At 70.5% G+C, this 19006-nt stretch carries 14 protein-coding genes, 1 tRNA gene and 1 pseudogene; 12 read left to right on the top strand and 4 right to left on the bottom strand.

All coding sequences use genetic code 11. The features are described 5' to 3' along the window. Positions 1-236: 236 nt before the first annotated feature. Positions 237-309, bottom strand: a tRNA-Arg gene (locus AB5J50_RS22075). A gap of 645 nt (positions 310-954) precedes the next feature. On the opposite strand from AB5J50_RS22075, the gene AB5J50_RS22070 reads away from it, so the two are divergent. Then, positions 955-1530 carry a TetR family transcriptional regulator gene (locus AB5J50_RS22070; RefSeq protein ID WP_369260133.1) on the top strand — a complete coding sequence of 192 codons (576 nt, stop codon included), beginning with the start codon at positions 955-957 and terminating at the stop codon, positions 1528-1530. A 248-nt stretch (positions 1531-1778) separates the two neighbouring features. Here the strand turns inward: AB5J50_RS22070 and AB5J50_RS22065 are convergent, their stop codons facing one another. Then, entirely contained in the window at positions 1779-2399 is a 621-nt protein-coding gene (locus AB5J50_RS22065) for a ScbR family autoregulator-binding transcription factor (protein ID WP_369260132.1), read from the bottom strand. A gap of 151 nt (positions 2400-2550) precedes the next feature. After that, positions 2551-3339, bottom strand: a complete 789-nt coding sequence (locus AB5J50_RS22060) for a response regulator transcription factor (RefSeq protein WP_327429462.1) — start codon at positions 3337-3339, stop codon at positions 2551-2553. A 460-nt stretch (positions 3340-3799) separates the two neighbouring features. On the opposite strand from AB5J50_RS22060, the gene AB5J50_RS22055 reads away from it, so the two are divergent. From AB5J50_RS22055 to AB5J50_RS22045, 3 genes are all read left to right on the top strand, one after another. Next, on the top strand, positions 3800-4732 hold the full coding sequence (locus AB5J50_RS22055; protein WP_369260131.1) for a ScbA/BarX family gamma-butyrolactone biosynthesis protein: 933 nt from the start codon (positions 3800-3802) through the stop codon (positions 4730-4732). Positions 4733-4852: 120 nt separating this feature from the next. Beyond that, complete coding sequence (locus AB5J50_RS22050) at positions 4853-5776, top strand: NAD-dependent epimerase/dehydratase family protein (RefSeq protein WP_369260130.1); 924 nt, start codon at positions 4853-4855, stop codon at positions 5774-5776. A 66-nt stretch (positions 5777-5842) separates the two neighbouring features. Next, entirely contained in the window at positions 5843-7615 is a 1773-nt protein-coding gene (locus AB5J50_RS22045) for a biotin carboxylase N-terminal domain-containing protein (RefSeq protein WP_369260129.1), read from the top strand. A 257-nt stretch (positions 7616-7872) separates the two neighbouring features. On the opposite strand, the gene AB5J50_RS22040 is transcribed toward AB5J50_RS22045, so the two are convergent. After that, the gene (locus AB5J50_RS22040) at positions 7873-8760 is read right to left on the bottom strand and encodes a hypothetical protein (protein ID WP_369260128.1); all 888 of its coding nucleotides are present in this window, start codon (positions 8758-8760) and stop codon (positions 7873-7875) included. A 565-nt stretch (positions 8761-9325) separates the two neighbouring features. On the opposite strand from AB5J50_RS22040, the gene AB5J50_RS22035 reads away from it, so the two are divergent. The 8 genes and pseudogenes from AB5J50_RS22035 to AB5J50_RS22000 all read left to right on the top strand — a co-directional run bounded on the left by AB5J50_RS22035 (position 9326) and on the right by AB5J50_RS22000 (position 19006). After that, positions 9326-9907, top strand: coding sequence for an NAD(P)H-dependent oxidoreductase (locus AB5J50_RS22035; protein ID WP_327429457.1), 582 nt, complete (start codon positions 9326-9328; stop codon positions 9905-9907). Further along, positions 9904-11346 (top strand): DHA2 family efflux MFS transporter permease subunit, encoded by a 1443-nt coding sequence (locus AB5J50_RS22030; protein ID WP_369260127.1) that lies wholly within the window; start codon positions 9904-9906, stop codon positions 11344-11346. The genes AB5J50_RS22035 and AB5J50_RS22030 overlap by 4 nt, the downstream gene beginning before the upstream one ends. 2 nt (positions 11347-11348) lie before the next feature. Next, complete coding sequence (locus tag AB5J50_RS22025; protein ID WP_327429455.1) at positions 11349-12944, top strand: tryptophan 7-halogenase; 1596 nt, start codon at positions 11349-11351, stop codon at positions 12942-12944. A gap of 29 nt (positions 12945-12973) precedes the next feature. Then, positions 12974-14266, top strand: coding sequence for a cation:proton antiporter (locus tag AB5J50_RS22020; RefSeq protein ID WP_369260126.1), 1293 nt, complete (start codon positions 12974-12976; stop codon positions 14264-14266). Beyond that, positions 14256-15725: an FAD-dependent monooxygenase gene (locus AB5J50_RS22015; protein ID WP_369260125.1), complete on the top strand. Its 1470-nt coding sequence runs from the start codon at positions 14256-14258 to the stop codon at positions 15723-15725. Before AB5J50_RS22020 ends, AB5J50_RS22015 begins: the two co-directional genes overlap by 11 nt. 120 nt (positions 15726-15845) lie before the next feature. Next, positions 15846-16790, top strand: a complete 945-nt coding sequence (locus AB5J50_RS22010) for an aromatase/cyclase (RefSeq protein ID WP_369260124.1) — start codon at positions 15846-15848, stop codon at positions 16788-16790. Between the two features lie 61 nt (positions 16791-16851). Beyond that, a pseudogene (locus AB5J50_RS22005) lies at positions 16852-17604 on the top strand (SDR family oxidoreductase); the annotation flags it as partial. A gap of 7 nt (positions 17605-17611) precedes the next feature. Continuing rightward, complete coding sequence (locus tag AB5J50_RS22000) at positions 17612-19006, top strand: MFS transporter (RefSeq protein ID WP_369260123.1); 1395 nt, start codon at positions 17612-17614, stop codon at positions 19004-19006.

Raw genomic sequence — 19006 nt, 5'->3', positions numbered from 1 at the left:
GGACCGGACCGCTCGATCGGACATGGTCAGCCAACGACACGCGAGCGGCGTAGGCAGCGGATTGCAGGGCCACCAGGGAGTCGGGAACCTGTATGTCGTCCACCCCCACATGCTAGGCGCGGCGGGAGTGCCATAGGGCAGGCTCAGCGGCGTTGTGGCACGTGTGTGGCACGGCGCCGAACATGCCGAAGGGCCAGTTCGAGGAGATAAAGCCTCTGAACTGGCCCTTCATCGTGTGCCCCCGGCAGGATTCGAACCTGCGACACCCGCTTTAGGAGAGCGGTGCTCTATCCCCTGAGCTACGAAGGCGGGGATCTGTCGGAAACCGTGTCTGGCAATTGGTCCGCGGGTGAGCGGATCGATGCAGACGAGGTCTCGCCAGTTGTGTGGCGGCGTGGTCGATGTAACGGCCGTGCCACCGCCGACAGTGTAGCGGTTGGGGAGATGGCAGCTGTCGAGTAAGTCAGGGTGGGGACTGGGAGTCGGCCAGTGCGGAGCGCTGTGAGGCTCCGGACGCCGGTCCGGTCCTGCGGCCGACCGGCATCGAGGCCCACACGGCCGCCCTCCACGTCGCCAACCACGACCCCGACGCCCATCAGCCACCACACCGTGCCGACCTCGGGCGCCCCACGAAACACCCTTCCTCCGCTGCCTGCTGCCACCCAGCACATAACAAACAGACCAGTCTGAATTGTGTGAAGTGCGGACTGTCGAGCAGGTGGGCCTTGCGTGGGCGGGTGTCTCGCCGTGGTCGTACTTAACGGAGTCTCAGAGGCTGCTCAAAGGAGTTGTGTCGCAGGGCTGCCATCCGAAACAGGCATGGTTGTATGATTTGACTTCACCGCGGGGGCCGGTTCGGCGTGTTCGGGATGTCCATGTTTTCCGTGTTTTTCGTGATTTCCATCTTTTCCATGTATTGCTCGTGCTTTGAAGAAGAGAGGGCGGGTGCAGCCGATGCAGACGCGGTCCGAGCACACCCGTGAGGCGCTCGTCCGCGCCACGGCGGAACTGATCGCGGACGGCCAGCCCTCCGACGCGGGCCTGGTCAACATCTGCCACCGGGCGGGCGTGAGCCGAGGGGCCCTCTATCACCACTTTCCCTCCACCGCGGCCCTGGCGGCCGCCGTGTACGCGCAGGCGCGCAGCCGGGTCGTCGCGTTGACGGAGGAGGCGTTCGAGGGTCCGGCGGCGGACGCCCCGGAGCGTTTTCTCGCCGCTCTGGGCGAGGCCCTGCGCACGGAGGAGGTCGTCCGGGCGGGGATGCGGCTCGCGGCGGACGGGTCGGCCGGGCCGCCGCGACTGCGCGACGATCTGCTGACGATGGTTCACCAGCGCGTCTCCGACACGCATCAGGACGTCGTACGACCGACGCGGGACCCGGCCGATCTCGCCGATCTGGCCGTGGTGGTGGCCGCCGGGCTGGAGTCGCTGGGATACAGCGACGACGTCTGGTGGGACGCCAAGACCTCGCGGCGGCTGTGGGGATTGCTGCGCCCGCTCTACAGCCCGGACGGGGAGGAGCGGGACTGAGTGCGGCCGGCCTCGGCCCTGGCCGCTGACCTCCGGGCCCCTCGGTCCGGCTCCTGTCTTCCGGCCCCCGGGGCCGAGGCGGCCGTCGCGGCCGAACCGCAACCCGTAAGTCCGCAGCAGCCCGCGGCTTTCGGCCCTCAGCCCGCGGCTTTCGGCCCTCAGTCCGCGGCTCTCAGGCTTCGCTGCCGACCGGCGACAGGCGAGCGGGCCTGAGCCGCGCGCGCCGGCCGGCAGTACCCGGCCGGTCCTCAGCTTTCGGCGTCGGCCGGTGGCGGAGTCGTGCGCAGTCGGCCGATCAGGCCCGGGATGGCCAGGCCCGGCAGCAGGAAGCGCCAGAACACGCCGGTCCGTTCGGGCAGGTCCTCGCGCTTGGTGTACGCCTGGGACATGATCTGGAGACCGGTGAAGGCGCCGACGATGGTCGACGCGGCCTCGCGCACATCCACGCCGGGCAGGATCTCGCCCCGCTCCTCGGCTTCCTGCAACAGGCCGAGAATGGCCACGCTGGACTGCTCGTAGGCGGTCTCCGGCGGGACGGAGAAGGACGTCTGCTCGACGGCGAGGCGCACACTGGCGCGCAGTACCGGGTCGGTCTGGAGTCGCCTGGCGAACTGCATGGTCAGGTCGATGACGGCCTGGAGCTTCACCGGCTGGTCGGAAACCGTCAGGGCCTCGCCGTGCGCTGCCACCAGGGCGAGCGCGATGGCTTCCTTGGAAGGGAAGTGGTGGTAGAGCGAACCGCGGGTGAGACCGGTTCTGGCGAGGATGTCGTTGGTGCTCGCGGCGTCGTAGCCGCACTCGTCGAACACCTGCGCAGCAGCTTCCAGGATCGACTGCCGCGACCGCTTACCGCGTTCCTGCTGAGCCATGCCAGATCCTCACCCTGAATTAACAGACTAGTCTGTATTGTATCGCGACTGTCGCGATAGTCGCGACGGTGCGGGATGCCGGCGGCGGCAGGGTGGCACTTTCGGTCAGGCGTGGCCTCCGGGGCGGGGACCCGGGGCGAGTCCAGGGTGTCTAGGGGTGGCCGAGCCGGAAGCCGATGCCCCGGACGGTGGTGATCCATTCGCTGGCGCCGAGCTTGCCGCGCAGGGTGCTGACGTGGGTGTCGACGGTGCGGCCGTGCGGGGACCACGCGTCGTCCCAGACCTGGGCCATGATCTGGCGTCGCGGGACGACGGTGTCGGGCTGCGACGCCAGCAGGTACAGCAGGTCGAACTCCTTGCGGGTCAGGTCGACCTGCTCCCCGTCCAGTGTGGCCACCCGGGCGCCCGCGTCGATGCGCAGCGGCCCGTGGTCGATGATCCGCGCGGTGGAGCTCTGCTGCGAGCGCACCCGGCGCATCACCGCGTCCATACGGGCCAGCAGCTCGCGGAAGCCGTACGGCTTGACGAGGTAGTCGTCGGAGCCGGCCTGGAGGCCGAGCACCCGGTCGAGTTCGGAGCCGCGCGCGGTGACGGTGATGATCGGGGTGTTGCTCACCGCGCGGATGCCGCGGCACACCTCAAGGCCGTCCAGGTCGGGCAGATCGAGGTCGAGCAGCACCAGGTCGGCGTCGTGATGCGCCCGCAGCGCCTGGGCTCCGGTGCCCACGCTCTGGGCGGCGTAGCCCTGGCGCAGCAGGCCCTTGAGGAGTGTGTCGGCGGCCCGTGCGTCGTTCTCCACGACCAGTACCCGCAGTACCCCTTCCCGGTTCGCGCCCTGTGGGGCGGTCGCCCCTGCCCCCCGGGCCGCGGTGATCGCGGGTCGGTGTGGCTGGTAGTGCTCCGATGTTGGTTCGAGTACATCCACGGCCTGCCGATTCATTGCCCCTCCTGAGTCACAGCCTCGTCATCACAGACTGCTGAACGCTCACAGCAGCGAAGATACCAAACAGACTTGTCTGATTGTCAACCATGATTCACCCACCTCCGCGCCCCTGTGTGGAGGCTCACTAGATGCGTCGTGAGCAGTGACGGCACGGTGTTTCCGGGCTTCTGCCGAGGTCAAGCACGGTGGGTTACTTCTGGGTCGGCGGGTTGCGGCGCTGGCGGAGTTCCATCGCAACCGTACTGAGCTGCCTGTTTTGAAGGTCTGGTGGAGCGAATCGGGCAATTCGCCGCTACTCGCCTGTAGCGGAGTGTCGCATGGGGTGACAGGGGCAAATCTTTACTTGAAAAACCGAACTGACCTGTCTGTATCTTGGCGTTGCAGAAGACGTCGGCCAAGGGGGGTGCCGATGTCCGGAGTGCTACCCCCTGCCCGGAAACTGACAGGAGTGCTGCACATGCGGGATCTGAAGACTCTGCCTCGACTGACCACCACGGTGCCGCGCGAGTACGTCCATCGCGCCGCTGTCTCCGAAGTCCTCCTCACCGGCTGGGAAGCCGACGATCTCCGCGGCCCGGGCGGCCGGGAGGGCTTCGTGGTCAAGGCCCAGTGGCCGCGCAGCCACTCGCTCTTCGCCCGGGAGGGCGGCTACCAGGACCCCATGCTGGTGGTCGAGTCCGTCCGCCAGGTCGGCTCGCTCCTCGCCCACGCCGAGTTCGGGGTGCCGTTCGGATACCAGTTCCTGATGGGGGACATCTCCTTCGCCGCCGCACCCGAACTCCTCGTCGCGGACGCCGTCCCCACCGAGGTCGAACTGCGCACGGTCTGCCGCGACATCGTCCGCCGGGGCCGCTCGCTCTGCGGGATGCGGTACGACGTCACGGTGCTCCGCGAGGGAAAGGCGCTGGCCACCGCCGGGGCCGGTTTCCGTTGCGTGAGCCCGGACGTCCACCGGCGGCTGCGCGGCGGCCGTCCCACCACCACCGGCCGCACACCGCTGCCGGCGATCGATCCGGCCGCCGTGGGGCACACCAGCACCCGGCACGTCGTCCTCGCCGAGCCGGTGCCGGGCACCGGGAACCGCTGGGAACTGCGGATCGACACCGCTCATCCGACCTACTTCGACCACCCGGTGGACCACGTGCCCGGGATGGTGCTGCTGGAGGCCGCCCGGCAGGCCGCCCACGCCTCGACCGGGATGCCCGACGCCCTCCTCCTCGACCTGAAGAGCGACTTCACGCGCTACGCCGAGTTCGACGCCCCGTGCTGGATCGAGGCACGCCCCGAGCGGCACGGCGGCACGGGCGACGTCCTGGTGCGGGTGCGCGGCACGCAGCAGGAGGAGACCGTCTTCGGCGCCGAAATGATACTGAGCCCCCGCACCCGCTGAGCCGGGCATCTGCTGAGTCGGGCATCTGCTGAGCCAGCACCCGCCGAGCCAAGCACCCGCTGAGCCGGCACCGCCGAGCCAAGCACCCGCTGAGCCGAGTACCTCACTGGAGAGTGCCCAATGCCTACCATCATGATCACCGGCGCGTCCGGCTTCGTGGGCGGCCATGTGACCCGCGAAGCGGAGCGGCAGCAGGCCGGCGTACGGGTCATGGCGCGCCGCCGGCCCGTGCCGGACTCCGGCCGCCGCGTCGTCCCCGGCGATCTGGCCGACCCGGCGAGCCTGCGCGGGGTGTGCGACGGCGTCGACGTCCTGATCCACTGCGCCTCGCAGATCGGTGGAACCGTCGAGGCCAACGAGGCTGTCAACGCCCGTGGTACGACCGCCCTCGTCGACGAGGCGCGCCGCGCGGGAGTCTCGCGCATCGTGTATCTCAGTACCGCTTCCGTCTACGGCCGCGGAGTCTTCCGCGGCAGCCGGCCCGGGGAACTGACCCGTAATCCCGGATCACCCACGTCCCGCACCCGGGCCGTCGCCGAGGACGCCGTCCTCTCGGCCGGCGGCATCGTCCTGCGGCCCCATCTGGTCTACGGGGAGGGCGACACCTGGGTGGGCCCGGGCCTGACCCGGATCCTGCGCACCCTGCCCGGCACGGTGGGGGGCTGGCCCTCCCTCATGTCCGTCATAGCCGTAAGGGACCTGGCCCGGCTCATGGTGGCCACCGCCCTCGCGCCCCTCTCCGCCCTGACCGCGGCCGTCTACCACGCGGCCCACCCGGAGCCCGTCACGGTGGACGCGGTGCTGCGGGCCGTCGCCGAGTGCACGGCGACGCCCTGGCCGGAACTGGAACTCACGGTCGAGCAGGCCCGCGCGATCCTCGCGGCGAACGGTCAGCCGCCGTCCGTACTGGACATGCTGACGACCGATCACTTCTTCGACAGCGACCCGCTCTGGTCCGACCTCGGCCGTGAGCCCGGGGCCGGTTTCGACGAGGAGTTCCAGGGCGCCGCGCACTGGTACCGAAAGACCCTGCGGGCGGCCTGAAGAGCCGCCCGCTTCCACCGCCGGAAACTCCGGACACAACCGCCGGAAACTGAGGAGTAGTTCATCGTGCGCAAGGTGCTCATCGCCAACCGTGGCGAAATCGCTGTCCGCGTGGCCCGGGCGTGCCGGGATGCCGGGATCGCGAGCGTTGCCGTGTATGCGGAACCGGACCGGGACGCTCTGCATGTCCGTGCGGCGGACGAGGCGTTCGCGTTGGGCGGTGACACCCCGGCCACCAGTTACCTGGACATCGCCAAGGTGCTGCAGGCCGCCAAGGATGCGGGGGCGGACGCCATCCACCCCGGGTACGGCTTCCTGTCCGAGAACGCCGACTTCGCCCAGGCCGTTCTCGACGCCGGGCTGATCTGGATCGGCCCGCCCCCGCAGGCCATCCGTGACCTGGGTGACAAGGTCGCCGCCCGGCACATCGCCCAGCGCGCCGGCGCTCCGCTGGTCGCGGGCACCCCCGACCCGGTCTCCGGCGCGGAGGAAGTCGTCGCGTTCGCCGAGCAGCACGGCCTGCCGATCGCGATCAAGGCCGCGTTCGGCGGTGGCGGGCGCGGCCTGAAGGTCGCCCGCACCCTCGAAGAAGTCCCCGAGCTGTACGAGTCCGCGGTCCGCGAGGCCGTTGCCGCGTTCGGCCGGGGCGAGTGCTTCGTCGAGCGCTACCTCGACAAGCCCCGCCACGTGGAGACCCAGTGCCTGGCCGACTCCCACGGCAATGTCGTCGTCGTCTCCACCCGTGACTGCTCGCTGCAGCGCCGTCACCAGAAGCTGGTCGAGGAGGCCCCCGCCCCCTTCCTGTCCGATGCGCAGGTCGCCGAGCTGTACGCGTCCTCCAAGGCCATCCTGAAGGAGGCCGGCTACGTCGGCGCGGGCACGGTGGAGTTCCTCGTCGGCATGGACGGCACGATCTCCTTCCTGGAGGTCAACACCCGTCTGCAGGTCGAACACCCCGTCACCGAGGAAGTCGCCGGACTCGACCTGGTCCGCGAGATGTTCCGCATCGCCGACGGCGAGGAACTCGGCTACGGCGACCCCGAACTGCGCGGCCACTCCCTCGAGTTCCGCATCAACGGCGAAGACCCCGGCCGCGGCTTCCTGCCCGCCCCGGGCACCGTCACCGCCTTCGCCCCGCCGTCCGGGCCGGGGGTCCGCCTGGACGCGGGTGTGGAGTCCGGCAGCGTGATCGGCCCGGCCTGGGACTCCCTGCTCGCCAAGCTGATCGTCACCGGCGCCACCCGCGAACAGGCCCTCCAGCGCGCCGCCCGCGCCCTGGAGGAGTTCCAGGTCGAGGGCATGGCCACCGCCATCCCCTTCCACCGCAAGGTGGTCACCGACCCCGCGTTCGCCCCCGAACTCGGCGGATCCGACGCACCGTTCACGGTCCACACCCGCTGGATCGAGACCGAGTTCGTCAACGAGATCCCCGCCTTCAGCGCCTCCACCGATACGGAGGCCGAGGAGGAGCCGGGCCGCGAGACGGTGGTCGTCGAGGTCGGCGGCAAGCGTCTGGAGGTCTCGCTGCCGGTCTCGCTGGGCATGTCGCTGGCCCGCACCGGGCTTGCCGCCGGTGCCAAGCCCAAGCGCCGCGCCGCCAAGAAGTCCGGCCCGGTCGCTTCCGGCGACACCCTCGCCTCGCCGATGCAGGGCACCATCGTCAAGGTCGCCGTCGAGGAAGGCCAGGAAGTCAACGAAGGCGACCTGATCGTCGTCCTGGAAGCCATGAAGATGGAACAGCCGCTGAACGCCCACCGCTCCGGCACCATCAAGGGCCTGTCCGCCGAAGTCGGCGCCTCCGTCACATCCGGCGCCGCCATCTGCGAAATCAAGGACTGACGGTCAGTCCTCATGCGAGGCCGTTGTTCGCCCCCGCCGCCCCTACCCGTCCCATCCCCAGGGGCTCCGCCCCTTCGACCCCGGGGGGTTGTTCGTCGGGTGCGGGTGGGTGGGGGTTGCTCGCGCAGTTCCCCGCGCCCCTAAAAGATGGGCCGGTGGGGGATCGCGGGGCGCAGCCCCGCGCCTTTAGGGGCGCGGGGAACTGCGCGGCCAGCCCCCACGGCCCGCACCCGAAGAACCCACCCGAAGCACAGGCCCTACGCGGCAGCCCCCCGCCCCCTGAGCGTCTCCACGACATCCCCGCCGTGGTAGTACGTACGGCCTTGGCGGCTGCGGCGGCGCCACTTGGACTCGCTCGCGTGGCGGTACACGCTGCCGGTCGGGACGCCCCAGAGGCGGGCGATGTCGGCCGCGGTCACCCAGCGCACGGGTTCCGGATCCGCGGCAGCGGGACGCTCGGCGGTCGCGCCGGCGCCGGCAGCAGCCTCGGTCTCGGCCCCCGTCTCGGGGACCGTGCCGCTGAGGCGGCGCCTGAGCTGGAGCCACTCGTGGCCCAGCCAGAGGTGCGCGGGGTCGCGGTCGCAGCGGATCACGGCGGGGAGTTGTGGCTGCTGGGGTCTGACGACCGCGGCCAGTGAGCCTGTGCAGCCCGGTTCCACGCACGCGCCGATCGGGACCTGATGGCGTACCTCGGGATCCACCACCCGGCGGGCGCGCCGGACCAGCCGGGCCACCTCGGCGGAGAACTCGCCCGCGGCGTCGTGCCCGGCGAGCCAGTCGAGGTGCCGGTCGAGGAACGCGGCCAGCGGGAGCACCGCCCGGCGCGGCGCGGGCGCCCGGCGCTCCTTGACCACGGCGCCCGCCCAGGATCCGAGCACGCCCAGGATCTCGGTCCGCGCCTCGGCCGCCCCGGCGTTGAAGGCCATGCCGGGCAGCGGGCCGCCGGACGTCTTGGGGCGGGCCGGGTCGCTGGCGCTGCCGGCCAGCCGGCGGCCGCAGGCCTCGTACAGCTCGGGCAGCCGCCCCAGTTCCGCGGACAGCCGTTCCCGGCAGACCGGGCACAGCCGGCTGCCCGCGGCCGCGAGGTGCCGGCCGTGCCCGGACACTTCGAGGCCGGTGCAGCCCGCTCCCACGCACGCCCGCACGGCGGTCGCGCGGGCTCCTTCAGTAGTTGTCGGTGCATTCCCCACTTGATCCCCCACTCGTGGTTGTCCACATGGCGGGAAAGTTAGTTCGACAGAGATTTGCCGTGCAACCCGGAGAGGGGTCTCCTGTCGAGGGCCTGACCTTCTTCTGGGATCCGCACGCGGCTTTTCGTTCACCTGACGTTGTTTCACGTTCACCTGAACTCGAATCCATTGACTCAGGCGGCGGATCCGAAGAAGCTACTCAGTAATTTCGGAGAACTGGCTCCAGGGGTGCGGAACCTTGCGGAACCCCTTCGGCGGCAGGCGTCTCTGTCCGAAGTGTGCCTGGTCGGGCCGGACTTGACATTCCTCTGTACCTCGCCTGACGTTCTCTTGTATCTCATGTACTTCCGCTGGAAAAGTGGACGGAATCCTTGAACCGGAACTGTTGAGGGCGTCGCCGGAAGCGAAGAACATGGAACCTAACGTCGCTGAATTGTCGTTAATTCGCGCCGTGTGAATCTATTTCCTTTCGTCGATCCCGCGCGGATCAGATCAGAACCGGAAGAAGAGGCAGAACCATATGACCAAGATCGGAATCATCCTCGGCAGCACCCGCCCGGGCCGCCGGGGCCAGATGGTGGCCGAGTGGGTGGCCAAGGTCGGTGCCGAGCAGGTCCCGGACGCGGTCTTCGAGGTCCTCGACCTCGCGGACTTCGCCCTTCCGATCCTCGACGAGCCGCAGCCGCCGGCGTTCGGCAAGTACAGCAAGGAGCACACCCAGAAGTGGGCTGAGGCCATCAGCTCCTACGACGGCTTCGTGTTCGTGACCCCCGAGTACAACCGCTCGATCCCGGGCGTCCTGAAGAACGCGCTCGACTTCGTCTACTCCGAGTGGAACAACAAGGCCGCCGGCTTCGTCGGTTACGGCCTCCAGGGCGGCGCCCGTGCCATCGAGCACCTGCGGCTGATCCTGTCGGAGCTGAAGGTGGCCACCGTCCGTTCCCAGGTCGGCCTGTCCCTCTTCGGTGACTTCACCATCAGCAACCCGACGGAGCCCGGCGAGTTCACCCCCGGCGCCCACCAGGTGCAGACCCTGACCACCATGCTGGAAGAGACCGTTTCCTGGGCGCAGGCGCTGAAGCCGCTGCGCGAGGGCGCGTGACCCGGGTAGAGGCCGAGCCCGCAGCACCTCAGGAGATCACCCCGGCGATTTGGCGACTCGCCGGGGTGATCGCTCTTGGCGCGTTCGCGGGCGGCCTGGACACCTCGCTCATCAACATCGCGCTGGAGACGATCCAGCGCGAGTTCCATGCCGGTATCGGCACGGCTCAGTGGGTCGCCAGTGGCTACCTGCTGGCGCTGGCCGTCTCGCTGCCGATCTGCGCCTGGCTCGGCCGCCGGGTCGGCGCGGGCCGGCTGTACCTGTGGGCGCTGGCCGCGTTCACGGTGATCTCCGCGCTGTGCGGACTGGCCCCGAACATCGAGTCGTTGATCGTCCTGCGTGTGTTCCAGGGGCTGACCGCGGGCCTGCTCGTCCCGACCGGCCAGACGATCCTCGGCCAGGCCGTGGGACCGGGCCGGCTCGGCCGTGTGATGGCCCGGCTCGGCATCGCCGTCACGCTCGCGCCGGCGCTCGGGCCCACGCTCGGCGGCCTGATGCTGCACTCGCTGTCCTGGCGCTGGCTGTTCCTGATCAACGTGCCGCTCGGCGTGATCGCCATCCTGCTGGGGCGGCGCTATCTGCCGCTCGACAAGGGGGCGTCGACCACAAAGGCGGACTGGACCGGCTACGGCTACATCGGCCTCGGTCTGCCGCTGGTCGTGTACGGGCTCACCAGCTGGGGCGAGCTGGGCTCCCCGGACGGGTCCAGGGTGCTGCTGCCGCTCGCGATCGGCGTCGCGGGCCTGATCGCCTTCGTCCGGCACGCCACCCGCCGTGAGCAGCCGCTGCTGGACCTGCGGCTGTTCCGCGACCCCGGCTATGTGGCGGCCTGCGCGGGCTTCATGTTCAACGGGGCGCTGGGCTTCGGCAGCGCGCTGCTGTTCCCGCTCTACTTCCAGCTGCTGCACTCCGACGGCGTGGTCGCCACCGGACTGCAGATGCTTCCGCTGGGCCTGGGCACCGCGATCATGCTCCCGCTCGGCGGGCGGCTGACCGACAAGTACACCGGAGGTCCCGTCGCCGTGCTCGGCGCCGGTCTCACCACCCTGGTCACCGGCGCGTTCGCGCTGGCCGACCACCCCGGCACGGTGTTCGTCCAGTTCCTGCTGTTCGGCCTCGGCATGGGAACCGGCCTCGCCACCACCCCGATGATGGTCGCCGCGTTCGGCATCGTCCCCCGGGACCGGCTGCCCGACGCCACCGCGCAGATCAACATCCTGGTCCGGATCGGCGGCGCCCTGGGCGCGGCCCTGTTCTCGGTCATCGTCGCCCGCGGCCTGTCCGAAGGCGCCGAACACGCCTTCCACACCGCCCTGTGGTGGCAGTTCGGCACGGCCGTCGCCGCCCTGCTCGGCACCCTCGGGCTGTGGGCGGCACTGAGCTCCGGCAACCGGCCGACTCCGGCACCGGCACATCCCCACTCCTCAGGAAAGGCCTGAACATGGGTGAGACCGTTTACGACGTAGCCATCCTCGGCTCGGGCATGGCCGGCGGCATGCTCGGGGCCGTGCTCGCCCGCAACGGCGTCAGCGTGCTGCTGATCGACGCGGGCGTCCATCCCCGGTTCGCCGTCGGCGAGTCGACGATTCCGTACACCTCCGTGCTCACGAAGATCATCGCGGAGCGCTACTCGGTGCCCGAGCTGGAGCCGCTCGCCAGCCACCAGGGGATCATCGAGAAGGTCTCCCCGATGTGCGGGAAGAAGGCGAACTTCGGCTTCGTCTACCACCGCGAGGGGCACCCGCACGACCCCGAGCAGATCAACCAGATGGTGATCCCCGCCTGGCAGCGCACCGAGAGCCATCTGTTCCGCCAGGACGTCGACGCCTATCTGTTCCACCTCGCGGTCTCCTACGGGGTCGAGCCGCTCAGCGGCACCCGCATCCAGGACATCGACGTCGACCCGGCCGAGGGCGTCACGCTGCGCTCGGACAAGGGCGAGGAGTTCCGCGCCCGCTACCTCGTGGACGGCAGCGGCTTCCGCTCGCCGGTCGCCGACAAGTTCGGCCTGCGTGACGTGCCCACCCGGGCCCGCCACCACTCCCGCTCCATGTTCACCCACATGGTCGGGGTGACGCCCTTCGACGACGCCGAGGCCGCCCAGCCGCACAAGCACCGCAGCCCCTGGCACGAGGGCACACTGCACCACGTCTTCGACGGCGGCTGGCTGTGGGTCATCCCGTTCGACAACGAGGACGACTCGCTCAACCCGCTGTGCAGCGTCGGCCTGACGCTGGACGAGCGGGTCTTCCCCAAGACCGACCTGACCGCGCAGGAGGAGTTCGACGACTTCCTGCGCCGCTACCCGGAGATCGCCGAGCAGTTCCAGAAGGCCAAGGCGGTACGGCCCTGGGTCAGCACGGGACGGCTCCAGTACTCCGCCCACGACACCGTGGGCGAGCGCTTCACCCTGACCTCCCACGCGGCCGGTTTCATCGACGCGCTGTACTCCCGCGGCCTGACCAACACGCTGGAGGTCGTCAACGCCCTCGCCTGGCGGCTGATCGAGGCGTCCAAGGACGGCGACTGGTCGACCGAGCGCTTCGCCTTCATCGACGTGCTCCAGCAGGGCCTGTTCGACGTCCACGACGACGTCGTCTACAGCTCCTTCGTCGGCTTCAGGCACTACGACCTGTGGAACGCGGTGCTCCGCGTCTGGGAGGCGACCACCGTCATGCCGACGGTGACCCTGGAGCAGGCCTACCGGCGGTTCCTGGACAGCCACGACGACCAGGTGTTCCGCGACCTGGAGAAGCGGCAGCACCCGGGCCTGCCCGACCCCGTCGGCCAGGACATCCACGAGCTGCTGACGTTCACCCGGGAGACCTGTCAGGCCGTCGAGGCGGGAACGCTCGACCCGGCCGAGGCCGCCGAGCGGGTCTTCGCCCGGATCTCCACCTCGCCCTGCCTGCCCGAGCCCTTCGACCGGGGCAACCGGGACGACAAGTGCTTCGAGGCGACTCCGGAACTCGTCGAGCTCGCCCAGAAGTGGGGCCGTACCACCGCACCCGAACACATCGCCCAGATCTTCAACTGAGGGCGCAGGAGGACGACTTAAGGAGTCTGATGCCACCCATAGATCTGCTGTTCCTCGACATCGTCATCATTCTGGCCGCCGCCCGTCTCCTCGGGGCGGCGGCCGTCTTCGTGAAGCAGCCCAGGGTGATCGGAGAGATCGCGGCGGGGATCGTCCTCGGCCCGACGCTGCTCGGTCATCTGGCGGGCGACGCGGTCTTCCCCACGTCGGTGATCCCGCCGCTGAAGACCCTGGCCGCCGTCGGCCTGGTCCTGTTCATGTTCGTGGTCGGGATGGAGCTGGACCACCGCCTCATCCAGGGCAAGGGCCGTGTCGTCACCGGGGTCGCGGCGGGCGCCACGCTGCTGCCGCTCGCGCTGGGCTGCTCCTTCGCGCTCTGGCTCGCTCCCCGGTACGCCGACGGCGGCACGCTGCCCTTCGTGCTGTTCTTCGGGGTGTCGGTGTCGGCCACCGCGTTCCCCGTGCTCGCCCGCATCCTCACCGACCGCGGGATGCAGCACACGCTGATCGGCGGGATCGCCCTCGCCGCGGCCGCCGTCATCGATGTCGTCGCCTACGCCTTGCTGGCCGTGGCGGTGGCCCTCGCCTCCGCCTCCGGCCACGAGTCCTGGCGGCTGCTGCTCGCCCCGGTGTACGTGCTGCTGATGTTCCGTCTGGTACGGCCGCTGCTGCGCCGCCTTGCCGACGCCGCCGAGCCGCTGCCGTACCTGCTGATCGGCCTGTTCGCCTCGGCCTGGGCCGCCGAGTGGATGCAGATCCACTACATCTTCGGGGCGTTCGTGTTCGGCGCGGTGATGCCGCGCTCCGAGGGGTTCCTGGAGCGCCTCAGGGAACGGCTTGACCCGGCCATCCATCTGATGCTGCCGGTGTTCTTCGCGGTCACCGGGCTCACCGTCGACCTGACCGGGCTGCGCCTGAGCGAACTGGGCATCCTCGGCGTGATCCTGGCGATCTCCATCTTCGGCAAGGTCGGCGGCGGATACGCGGCGGCCCGTCTGTCCGGCATCCCGCCCCGGGGCTCGGCGGTCGTGGCGTCCCTGGTCAACGCCCGCGGGCTGACCGAGATCGTCATCCTCTCGGTGGGCCTGGAACAGGGCCTGATCGACGTCGAGCTCTACGCGATGCTCCTGGTCATGGCCCTGATCACCACGGCGATGACCGGGCCGCTGCTCAGCTGGAGTTACCCGGCCGACCGGCTGCGCGAGGACCTCGACGCGGCGGGCCGGGCCGGTGTGCGCACTCCCCGGTCCCCGAGCAAGGCCACGGTGCCGGACTCGGGACCTTCCGACGAACCTCTTGGAGACAACACCGATGGACGCTGATGTCATCGTCGTGGGAGCCGGCCCGGCCGGCCTGATGCTCGCCGGTGAGCTGCGGCTCGCCGGGGTCGACACCATCGTCGTCGAACGCCTCCCGGAACGCACCGGCGAGTCACGCGGACTGGGCTTCACCGCCCGCACGATGGAGGTCTTCGACCAGCGGGGGCTGCTGTCCCGGTTCGGCGACATCACCACCAGCAACGTGGGCCACTTCGGCGGGCTGCCGGTCGACTTCGCCGTGCTGGAGGGCGCGCACCAGGCGGCCAAGAGCGTGCCCCAGTCGCAGACCGAGGCGGTGCTCGAAGCCTGGGTGAAGGAACTCGGCGCGGATCTGCGCCGCGGCCACGAGGTCGTCGAGCTCACCAACGGCCCCGACGCCGTGGAGGTCGAGGTCAAGGGCCCCGACGGCAGCCAGACGCTGCGCGCCCGCTACCTCGTCGGCTGCGACGGCGGTCGCAGCCTGGTCCGCAAGACGGCGGGCTTCGACTTCCCCGGCACCGCGGCGACCCTGGAGATGTTCCTCGCCGACGTCAAGGGTCTCGAAATCGAACCGTCCATGATCGGGACGACGTACCCCGGCGGCATGGTCATGGTCGGCCCGCTGCCCGGTGGCGTCACCCGGCTGATCCTGTGCGAGCGGGGCATCCCGCCGAAGCGCCGTACCAGCCCTCCCGGTTTCGACGAGGTGGCCGAGGGCTGGAAGCGGGTCACCGGTCAGGACATCTCGCACGGCGAGGCGGTCTGGGTGAGCTCCTTCGGGGACGCCACCCGGCAGGCCACCGAGTACCGCCGCGGCCGGGTGTTCCTCGCCGGGGACGCCGCGCACATCCATCTGCCCGCCGGCGGCCAGGGGATGAACACCAGCATCCAGGACGCGGTCAACCTCGGCTGGAAGCTCGCCGCCGTGATCCGCGGCAAGGCCCCCGAGGCCCTGCTGGACACCTACCACGACGAGCGCCACCCGGTCGGCAAGCGGCTGCTGATGAACACCCAGGCCCAGGGCCTGCTGTTCCTCAGCGGCTCCGAGGTGCAGCCACTGCGCGACGTACTGAACGAGCTGATCAAGTACGACGACGTCAGCAAGCACCTCGCCGCGATGGTCAGCGGTCTGGAGATCGGCTACGACGTCGGCGGCGGCCGGCATCCGCTGCTCGGCCGCCGGATGCCGCACCTGGAGCTGGTCGGCGACGGCTTCAAGACCAGCAGCACCGAGCTGCTGCACGGCGGCCGCGGTGTCCTGCTCGACCTGGCGGACAACGCGGCACTCAGGCGCCGGTCCGCCGGCTGGGCCGACCGCGTCGACACGGTGACCGCCGAGCCGCACGCCGTCGCCGACAGCAGCGCGCTGGCCGGCACGTCGGCCGTCCTGATCCGCCCCGACGGCTACATCGCCTGGGCGGCGCCCGGCAGCCACGGCGACCTGCCGATGGCGCTGGACCGCTGGTTCGGCCCCGCACGCTGAGCCGCCGCGCCCCCGCCCCCTGCACGGCCGTCGGCCGCGCCACCGGACGGCCGGCGCACGGCAACGCCCGTACGCCGGCCGTCCGGTGGCCGATCGCCGGAACCCAAGGAGTTTTCCCGTATGCCGCAGCCCGTCCTGCGCGAGGTCGAGCACGAGATCACCGTCTCGGCTCCCGCCGCCACCGTGTACCGCCTCATCGCCGAGGTGGACAACTGGCCGCGGATCTACCCACGGACCGTCTACGCCGAGCAGGTCCCGGAGGCCGGTGGGCAGGAACTCGTCCGCATCTGGGCCACCACCGAGGCGTCGTTCGAACACTGGACGGCGCTGCGCACCCTCGACCCGGAGCATCTGCGGATCACCTTCCGGCCCACCGGATTCGGCCCGCCCCTCGCGTCGATGGACGGCGGCTGGGTCATCGAGCCGCTGTCCCCGGCCGAGTCGAGGGTGCGGCTGCTGCACGCGTTCAGTGTCGTCGACAACGACCCCGGGGAACTGAAGCGGATCGACAGCGCCGTCGACCGCAACTCCCGTACCGAACTCGCCGATCTGAAGAAGAGCGTCGAAGAGGCTTACCTGGCTGAGGAGTTCACCTTCTCGTTCGAGGACACCGCGCGGATCGCGGGCTCGGCCGAGGACGTCTACGACTTCGTCAACGAGGCCCAGCTGTGGGCCGAGCGCCTGCCGCACATCACGGAGGTCCGGCTCGACGAGGACAAACCCGGCCTGCAGACCCTGGAGACGGTGACCCGGGCCCCGGACGGTTCGACCCACCTCTCCAGGTCCCACCGGGTCTGCCTCCCGCACCACCGGATCGCCTACCGGCAGGTCACCTTGCCCGCGCTGCTGAGCCTGCACACCGGCTCCTGGACGTTCGAGGAGACCGCCGCGGGTGTGGCCGCGTCCGCCCGGCACACCGTCGTGCTGAACACCGCGAACATCACCGCGATCCTCGGCCCGGACGCGACTGTCGCCGACGCCCGCGCGCACGTCCGTGAATCGCTCGGCGGCACCGGCCGGGCCGTGCTCGCGTACGCCAAGCGGTACGCCGAACGCGGGCGATGAGCCCGGCCGGCGGATCGGCACCCCCACCCCACCCACGATCTGGAAGAAGGACATGAGCGGACTCACGGGCAAGACAGCGCTGGTCACGGGCTCCAGCCGCGGCATGGGCCGGGCGGCCGCCCGGCGGCTCGCGGCCGACGGCGCACTGGTCGCCGTCCACTACAGCAGCAACAAGGAAGCGGCCGAGGACGTCGTCGCGGCCATCGAGAAGGACGGCGGCCGCGCCTTCGCGGTGCGGGCCGAACTCGGCGGGCCCGGCGACGTCCACGAGCTGTTCCTTGAGCTCGAAGAGGGCCTGCGGGAGCGCACCGGCTCGCCCGGGCTGAACATCCTGGTCAACAACGCCGGGATCATGGGCGGGGTCAAGCCCGAGGACACCACCCCCGAGAAGTTCGACGAGCTGTTCGCGGTGAACGCCAAGGCGCCGTTCTTCCTCATCCAGCGCGCGCTGAAGAACATGCCGGACGGCGGCCGGATCATCAACATCACCTCCGGGCTCACGCACTTCGCCAACCCGGACGAGATCGCGTACGCCATGAGCAAGGGCGCCGTCGAGCAGCTCGCGCTGCACTTCGCCAAGCACCTCGGCCCGCGCGGGATCACCGTGAACAGCGTCGCGCCGGGCATCACCCGCAACGACAACCCGGTGTTCGGCATCCCCGAAGCCGTCGAGCAGATGGCGCAGCTGTCCGCCTTCAACCGCGTCGGCGAGCCCGAGGACATCGCCGACGTCGTGGCCTTCCTCGCCTCCGACGACGCCCGCTGGATCACCGGCTCCTTCGTGGACGCCACCGGCGGCACCCTCCTTGGCTGAGGCCGGGATGACGACGTCTGCGACGGACGCCCGCCGGCAGGGTCTGCTGATCGTGCTGGCCGGCAACATGCTCATCGACGCCCTTGAGGTGTCGACGCTGGTCGTGGCCATGCCCTCGATCGCGGCGGACCTGCGTCTGTCGCCCACGGCCGTGCAGTGGACGATGAGCGCCTTCGCCCTGGGCTTCGGCGGTCTGATGCTGTTCGGCACCCGGCTGGTGGAGCTGCTCGGCCGCCGCCGGGTCTATCTGGCGGGGCTGCTCCTGTTCGCTGCCGCGTCCGTGGTCGCGGCCTTCGCCGGTGACCCCGCGCTGCTGGCGGCGACCCGCTTCGTCAAGGGCTTCTGCGTGGCGCTCACCGCGCCCACCGGGCTGGCCATCATCAGCACCGCCTTCGAGGAGGGCCCGGCCCGCCAGAAGGCCGTGTCCGTCTACTCCTTCTTCGGGGCCTGCGGATTCACCGCGGGCCTCGTGCTGTCCGGCGTCCTCACCGCGGTGAGCTGGCGCTGGACGCTGGCGTTCCCGGCCCCGGTCGTCCTGGTGCTGTTCGCCTTCTGTCTGCGGCTCATCCCGGCCGGCCCGGCCACCGCGGGACCGCGGCAGCCGGGCCGCTTCGACGCGGCGGGGGCGACGGCCCTCGCGGGCGCGCTGGTCGCGCTCGTCTGCGCCATCGTCTCGGCGGGCTCGGGGATCCGGACGGGCGTCGCGCTGGTTGTCCTTGCGGTGCTGGTGGCCGCGTTCGTGGCCATCGAGCGGCGCGCGCCGCGGCCGCTCGTCAAGGCGGCCGCGGTCACCAGCGGTCCGCTCATCAGGTCCGCGCTCGGCGGCGCGGCGTTCAACGGCTCCTATCTGGGGCTGCTGTTCGTCGCCACGTTCCAGTTGCAGGCCCGGCAGGGCTGGTCGCCCCTGGTGACCGCGCTCGCCCTGCTGCCCGCGAGCCTGCCGCTGGCGCTGACGTCGCTCTCGTCGGGGCGGATGGTGCGCCGGTTCGGCGGGCCGCCGCTGATCGCGGCCGGCGCGTTCCTCGCACTGCTCGGCTACCTGGTCTATCCGCGGGAGCACCCGCCACAGTCGTACGCCGTCGATGTGCTGCCCACGCTGCTGCTGGTGGGGGCGGGCTTCGTGCTCGCCTTCGCGCCCCTGAACATGCAGGCCGCGTCCGGGGTACCGGCCGAGCTGCGGCCGATGGCCGGCGGTGTGTTCCAGGCGGCGGTCCAGACGGGCGCCGCCGTGGCCGTCTCCTCGGCCGCGGTCCTCTCGGAGCGGTCCTCAGGCGGCGCGGCACTGCGTTTCGTCGCCGTGCTGTCGGCCTTCGGGCTGCTCGTCGCGCTCACCGGACTGCTCCCGCGCCGCCTGCCGCGGACCGGCGCACCTCGCTCTTCCGCATCCGAACTCCGGAGGTAA

The sequence above is a fragment of the Streptomyces sp. R35 genome, assembly GCF_041053035.1.
In the GTDB taxonomy this organism is placed as follows: Bacteria; Actinomycetota; Actinomycetes; order Streptomycetales; family Streptomycetaceae; genus Streptomyces; species Streptomyces lutosisoli.
Note: the sequence above shows the minus strand (reverse complement) of the source record. Positions and strands in the feature narration are given on the sequence as shown.